This is a genomic window from Mesorhizobium sp. M0243, from assembly GCF_040321775.1.
Classification (GTDB): domain Bacteria; phylum Pseudomonadota; class Alphaproteobacteria; order Rhizobiales; family Rhizobiaceae; genus Mesorhizobium.
On the sequence record NZ_JAMYSF010000003.1, the window covers coordinates 366,543 to 372,954 of the forward strand.

Consider the following 6,412-nt stretch of genomic DNA (forward strand, 5'->3'; position numbering starts at 1 on the left):
CGTCAACGCAGCGTGTCGATGTATTTGCCGTGGAAGCTGACATAGCCGGGCTCGACCACCTTGAGATGCCGCTCGATCAGCGCATGAAACCGCGGCAGTTGATGAAACGGCACGCCTGGATAGGCATGATGCTCGGCATGGAACGGCATGTTCCACGCCAGCCTGCGGACCAGCCAGTTGGTCAGCGTGGTCCTGGTGTTCTCCAGCATGTTGGCGACGAACGGACAACGGCCGTGCTCGGCTAAGAGATAGAGGCGCAGAAACGGCTGCCCCAACAGAGCGGGCAAGATCCAGACATAGAGAAGCACCGAGAGCCGGAAATAGACGGCCAGCAGAAGGACCACGGCGTAAAAGGCAATCATGGCGCGTGCCTCGATGCGCACCTTGTCATAGCCCTTTGGCGGAACGTAGCTTTCCCGGCCGCGGTCCATCGCATTGGCATAAAGCGTCTTGAGGTGGCCCCACCACAAAGGGATGCCGGATATGTGGACGAGATATTGCCGCCATGTCTCCGGTTTGGGGAAGGCCAGTTCCGGGTCGTTCTGCGGGTCCTGCGTGTATCGATGGTGGGCGAAATGGAAATAGCGAAACCAGTCCGCCGGCAGCGCGATCGCCAGGCTGCACACCCGCGCCACGGCATCGTTCAGCCATTGCGACTCAAAGGCCGTGCGATGGACCGTTTCGTGCAGCAGCGTGAACAGGAAGACGATGAGGATACCTTGCGGCAGCATCAGCAGTGGCCAGAACGGCACCTTGACGGCGATCAGCGATCCGACGACCACGATCGCGCCCCAATGAGCAGCAAGCTGAACGAGGCCCGCAACATCAGACTTGGCGGTCAGCCGATTGCGCTCCTCCTGCGTCAGCGATGAAATTACGTCACGATGATCCACGTGCTTCGATCCAGACTGGAGTTTGATGAACCCACTGTAGCCAATGAACAACCTTTCCAAAAACGACGATTTCTGCAATCTAGATAAGCTGAACTTATCTATTCGGTGATTATGGCCGTACCTCCCTCTCTCAAAGTGCTTCAAGCTTTCGAGGCTGCGGCCCGTATAGGCAGCTTTGCCGCGGCGGCGGAAGAGCTTTCGGTGTCGGCCGCTGCCGTCAGTCAGCTCATCCGCACGGTCGAGGAGCAGATGGGCCGCAAGCTGTTCCACCGCGTCAACCGGCGCGTCGTCCTCACCGAGGCCGGCGTCGAGATGCTGCCCAGGCTGACCATGGCCTTCCAGGAGATCGGCAGCGTCGCGCGCCAGCTGGGCGGCGATACGTTCCGCCCACGCCTTGTGGTGTCGGTGCCGCCATCCATGGCCATGGGTTGGCTTTCGCAGCGTCTCGCTGGTTTTGCCTCAAGCCATGGCGTCGTCGACATATCGCTCAGAGGCGACGACGACCCGGTGCCGTTCGACCGTGAACTGATCGACATCAGGCTCTCCTATGGGCCGCATTATCGCGAGCACCCGACCGAGGACATCGTCCAGGACGCAGTCTATCCCGTGTGTGCCCCCGGGCTGGCGGACACAATCAAACCCGAGGGCCTGGCCAGCCTGCCGCTTATCCACACGGGCTGGGGACCGACTGGTGCGTCCTTTCCGTCCTGGCACAACTGGTTCGAGGCGGCCGGCATCGAGCCCGGCCGGGCAGCGCAGCGCGGCCTCTCGGCCAACTCATCGCGCGCGGCACTCGACCTTGCCATTTCGGGATTGGGCGTGGCGCTGGCGCAAGGGATCTACTGTGCCGCGGCGCTGGCAGACGGCCGACTTGTCAGGCCCCTCGCCCAGGCACTGGAGCTGCGCCAGCCCTATTGCCTGACGATCCCGGAGCGCAGCGCCAGGCGCGATGTCGTGGCGGCGTTTCGCCTGTGGCTGATCGACGAGTGTCGGCGCGCAGTCGGCTCGCCGGCACTGCGTTGACGTAGTGTGCGGCGATGATCAGAGGTGCCCGCTCAATGCCTCAGCCATGTCCTTGTTTGTCGCCACGGGGATGATCTCGAACTCCACCAGATCCGCCCATTCGATGACCCAACGCTGCAGCAGTGTGACGTCATCGGTCTCCACCAGCAGGAAGCAGCGGCTCATGTCCGCCGCGATCCAACTGTGGTGCACGAGAAGCTCGTCAGGTTTCAGGCGGCCGCGGTCGCGAAAGCGGCGGTAGATCTCCTTGCGATCGCAGCCGGTGAAATCCTCGATGACGATGAACTGCATGTTCTACCCCCGATCAAATTACCGCCCCGGCCGGTCCAGCCGCTCCAGGAACCACTGCGTCAGCCGCACCCAGACCTCGTCCTTCTCGCCGGAATCCTCCCAGCCATGGTCGAGGTTGGGATTGTCGTTGACCTCTATGACGAAGACGCCGTCCTTGGTCTCCTTGAGATCGACTCCATAGAGCCCGTCACCGATGCAGCGCGCCGCCTTCACTGCCGTCTCGACGACATGCGCCGGCGTTTCCTTTAGCGTGAAGGTCTTGATGCCGCCCTGGTCGGGCTTGCCGTTGGCCTTGTGGTTGACGATCTGCCAGTGCTTCTTGGCCATCAGATAGTGCACGGCAAACAATGGCTGGCCGCCGAGCACGCCGACGCGCCAGTCATACTCGGTCGGAATGAATTTCTGCGCGATCAGAAGGTCGGAATCCTCCAGCCATTCGGTGGCCAGCGTCTTCAGTTCCTCGAAATTGGCGCATTTCTTGACGCCGCGCGAGAACGACGAATCCGGGATCTTCAGCACCAGCGGAAAGCCCAGGGTCTGCGCCGCCAGTTCGAGATCCGAGGTGCCGGCGATCATCACCGTCGGCGGCACCGGCACCTTGTTGTAGGCCATCAGCTCGTTGAGATAGACCTTGTTGGTGCAGCGGATCATCGACAGCGGATCGTCGATCACCGGCATTCCTTCCTGCTGGGCGCGGCGGGCGAAACGATAGGTGTGGTTGGAGATCGAGGTGGTCTCGCGGATGAACAGCGCGTCGTAATTGGCGAGCTTGGCGAGGTCCCGTTTGGTGATCGGCTCGATTTCGACGCCCATCTTCTCGGCGATCTTGGCCCAATAGCGCAGCGACGATATCTCCGAGGGCGGCAATTCCTCATGCGGGTCGACCAGCGTGGCGAAGGTGTAGCGCGCCGGCGTGCGGCCCTTGGTGTCGCGCCATTCGCGGTTGGTGTAGGTCTCCAGGCACTGGATGAAGCTTTTTTCCTCGTCCTCGGTCATCCGCGCCAGCGGATGGAAACCGATCTTGCGGATCGAGGCCCATTCGGCGCTGTCCTTGATGTGGACTTCGAGCGCCGGCGCGCGGAACCAGTCGAACAGAAGTTTGGCGAAGCGGTCCCAGATTTTCGACGGGCCGATGCCGAAGAAGATGCAGACCTTTTGCGGAAAAACGTCGCCGAGGTCCTTGCGGCATTTGTTGAGCGCCAGTTCCAGTTCCGGCAAAGCGTGTTCATAGAGCTTGCGCTCCGACAGGTCGATCATCGTCTCGACGGTCGGGATCACCTTGTGGCCGCGCGAGCTTGCCAGCAGCGACGCATAGTAGCCGCGGCTCTGGTAGGCGTAGTTGTTCGACAGGTTGATGACCTTCGGCCGCTGGCCGCGAAACAGCGACGGATGCGCAAGATAGTCGCGATTGGTGATGATCTTGTGTGGTGTCGCCACCTGGTCGAGATCGCTCTGCCTGCCGGTAAGGATGACCCAGGTCATTATCTGTCACGCTTTCCCAGAGTGATGGCGGCACGCAGTCCATCGCGACCGAACTGCGCCATGTTCATGAAGATGCCGTAAGGCACGGGAATGTTGGCTGCATCAAGGATGGTCTCCTGCCTTTCATCCTCGACCCAAGGGTCGTGGATCAGGATATGGTCGCCGTCATCGCCGATCGCCAGCACCCAGTGCGGCACCTTCTTGCCGAACATCAGGAAGCCGCTGATCAGCACCAGCACCAGCTTTCCCCCAGCGATCGCAGCGCGGATATCGTCGATTGTGAATGCACGGTAATTCACCGGGATACCGTAAAGTTCCGCGCGTCGGCGAAAGTCGACCTGGGCCAGTTCCATCACCCTGCGCTTGTCCTCACTGCGCACCGATTGCAGGAACAGCGCGCCATAGAAGGAAACGTAGATCTCCACCGCGAGCCCGCTTTCGTAGCCCGAGACAGCAAGGCCGAATGGCTCGCAACCACCGGGACCCGACATCATGAAGACGGTCGTCGCTTCACGCCACAGGCGGATTTCCATGACCGGATCCGGCACGAAGCCGCGATCGAAATTGGCCATCGCCATCATCAGGCAGCACGGGCCGCAGGTGAATTCGCAGGTCTGCGGGTAGAACGGAACCTTGGTGGCGATCGGAATGTCGCCACGCAAGGTCTTTTCGTAGCGAAGTGCCGTTTCGCCATCCTCATAGTAGCCGGGCTCACGGCCGATCTTGCGATAACCGGCCCGTTCGTAGATGCGGATCGCGCGGCTGTTGTCCTCGCGAACTTCGAGGCGCAGCATCATGCGGTCGTGCTCGAAGGCGGCATCTTCGGCGGATCCGAGCAGCATGCGGCCGACACCCAGTCCGCCGAAAAACGGACTGGTCGCAATCGAGTAGAGGCGCGCCACGCCGCTGCCCTTGCGAAACAGCACGATCGCATAGCCGGCCACGCGGCCGTCGACTTCGGCGACCAGCGTCTCGGCGGTTTCACGCTCGATGAACAGGCGGAAGGAGCGGCGGGAAATACGGTCGCTTGAGAAAACAGCTTTCTCAATGGCGGCGAGATCATCGACGTCAGACGCGCGGGCCGTGCGGATCTCGGCAGGCATGCGGCTTCAGAAAACCTCGATTGGTGGTGGAAATGGCCCTACTCGAACACGTCCTTGACGCCAACCAGGGCGTTGGGAAAACCGGCGTCCACCTGGGCGCACGAAGTCCGCTCCACCACCTTGAATCTTCGCCTCGGGTTACCAAAAACCGTTTCCGATTTTCGGGGCGATGCGACGGCATTCATCAAGCGCTATCGCACCTCGATTAGGGCCGAATTGTGACAAATCCGACGCCGGCCCGACGGGCGCAAAAGGTCCTTCGGCCGGATCAGCATTCCTGGATCGACGGCACCGGCAAAAGCGATGCCGTTCAGCTTGCCAGCCCGTTTACAAGTTGCGTGTAGGCGCTCCTCGCGACCTCGGCCAACCGCTCGCGCGGCAAGGAGCCGACCACGGCACAGCCATAGCCCTTGTCCAGCCAGTAGACGGCCTCGGGTCCGTCTTGCGCGGCGGCGTAGGTGCCCTTGGCATTCTCGGTCGATTCCGTGGTGACGAACAGCGAGATACGCTGCCCATTGCCGTCCTCGTAAAGCAGCATGGCGGCCTTGCTCTCGCCTGCCGGCAACAGCCGGCCGCCCACCAGCTGGAATCCGTCGGCGGTCAGGTCCGGCGCCACCAGCTTCAGCCCTACCCGGTTGGACAGCCAGGTCTGCAGATGGTCCTTGTCGCTGGCCGGCACCTCGACGGCATGCCGCTTTTCGGCGGCATAGATGACATGGGCCGCGATTGCCTGCTCGGCCAGCCGATCTTCCGCCGGATCCTCCTGCCCGATGCCGTCGATGCCGGCAAAATAGCCACCAAGTCCGCCTACGACCAGAAGCACGGCGGCAGCAGCGGCAAGCCACCAGCGTGAGCGTGGCACAGCTGCCTTGACCGGCGTCTCGCCAAGCACGACCTTGCGCAACCGCGCAGGCACGGCTTCGTCCAGCACGTCGGCGAAGGCGGCACGCAGCGCCGCTCGGTCGGCGGTGAAACGGGCGCTCTTGGCCTTCATCTCGGGATTGGCGTCGAGCCAGGCATCGTAGGCCGAGCGCTCATCGCCGGGCAGCTCGCCATCGAGCGCCATGTGGATGTCACGTTCGGAAAAGTCGCGGCGGATCATTTCTCGACGATCCTTATCGCCCGGCGGCGCGCCGTGTCGTCCAGCAACCCGCGCAATTCCTCACGCCCGCGCGCAATGCGCGACATCAGCGTGCCCGCAGGCACGCCCAGAATGTTGGCGGCTTCGGCGTAGGAAAAACCTTCGATGGCAACCATGACAAGGGCTGCGCGACGGTCGGGGCTGATCGCCTGCAATGCGTCGATGATCTCGCGCGAGGCAATGCTCTCCATCTGCTCGGCCGGCTGGGCAACGGCCTCGCCCGCCTCCAGCGGCAACATCGCCGCCTCGCCGCGACGGTTCACCTTGCGCATCTGGTCGATGAACAAATGATGCATGATCGTAAACAGCCACCTCCGGGGGCTTTCTCCTGTCTGCCAATTGTCGAGCCGCACGAGCGCCCGCTCGAGGCAATCCTGTCGGGGAGCTACGGCGGCGAGCGGGAGGGGCAAACCGAGGCGTGGGTTCCGGGGCAGGCCGGTATTTTGGCCATGGTTTCGTCCGTGATTTACTTCATGGAC

At 62.4% G+C, this 6,412-nt stretch carries 7 protein-coding genes; 1 reads left to right on the forward strand and 6 read right to left on the reverse strand.

What is annotated here, in order from left to right; translation table 11 throughout:
- Nucleotides 1–2 precede the first annotated feature (2 nt).
- The gene (locus NKJ11_RS06005) at nt 3–893 is read right to left on the reverse strand and encodes a fatty acid desaturase family protein (RefSeq protein WP_352443175.1); all 891 of its coding nucleotides are present in this window, start codon (nt 891–893) and stop codon (nt 3–5) included.
- A gap of 111 nt (nt 894–1,004) precedes the next feature.
- On the opposite strand from NKJ11_RS06005, the gene NKJ11_RS06010 reads away from it, so the two are divergent.
- Entirely contained in the window at nt 1,005–1,916 is a 912-nt protein-coding gene (locus NKJ11_RS06010) for a LysR substrate-binding domain-containing protein (protein ID WP_352792896.1), read from the forward strand.
- Nucleotides 1,917–1,934: 18 nt separating this feature from the next.
- On the opposite strand, the gene NKJ11_RS06015 is transcribed toward NKJ11_RS06010, so the two are convergent.
- The 5 genes from NKJ11_RS06015 to NKJ11_RS06035 form a co-directional block, all read right to left on the reverse strand.
- Nucleotides 1,935–2,207 carry a DUF3303 domain-containing protein gene (locus NKJ11_RS06015; protein WP_127268533.1) on the reverse strand — a complete coding sequence of 91 codons (273 nt, stop codon included), beginning with the start codon at nt 2,205–2,207 and terminating at the stop codon, nt 1,935–1,937.
- 18 nt (nt 2,208–2,225) lie between these two features.
- Nucleotides 2,226–3,689 carry a RimK family ATP-grasp domain-containing protein gene (locus NKJ11_RS06020; protein ID WP_023812882.1) on the reverse strand — a complete coding sequence of 488 codons (1,464 nt, stop codon included), beginning with the start codon at nt 3,687–3,689 and terminating at the stop codon, nt 2,226–2,228.
- Nucleotides 3,689–4,792, reverse strand: a complete 1,104-nt coding sequence (locus tag NKJ11_RS06025; RefSeq protein ID WP_127257394.1) for a peptidase C39 family protein — start codon at nt 4,790–4,792, stop codon at nt 3,689–3,691. Before NKJ11_RS06025 ends, NKJ11_RS06020 begins: the two co-directional genes overlap by 1 nt.
- A 310-nt stretch (nt 4,793–5,102) precedes the next feature.
- Nucleotides 5,103–5,894 (reverse strand): anti-sigma factor family protein, encoded by a 792-nt coding sequence (locus tag NKJ11_RS06030; RefSeq protein ID WP_352792898.1) that lies wholly within the window; start codon nt 5,892–5,894, stop codon nt 5,103–5,105.
- Complete coding sequence (locus tag NKJ11_RS06035; protein ID WP_502905786.1) at nt 5,891–6,367, reverse strand: RNA polymerase sigma factor; 477 nt, start codon at nt 6,365–6,367, stop codon at nt 5,891–5,893. Before NKJ11_RS06035 ends, NKJ11_RS06030 begins: the two co-directional genes overlap by 4 nt.
- Nucleotides 6,368–6,412 lie beyond the last annotated feature (45 nt).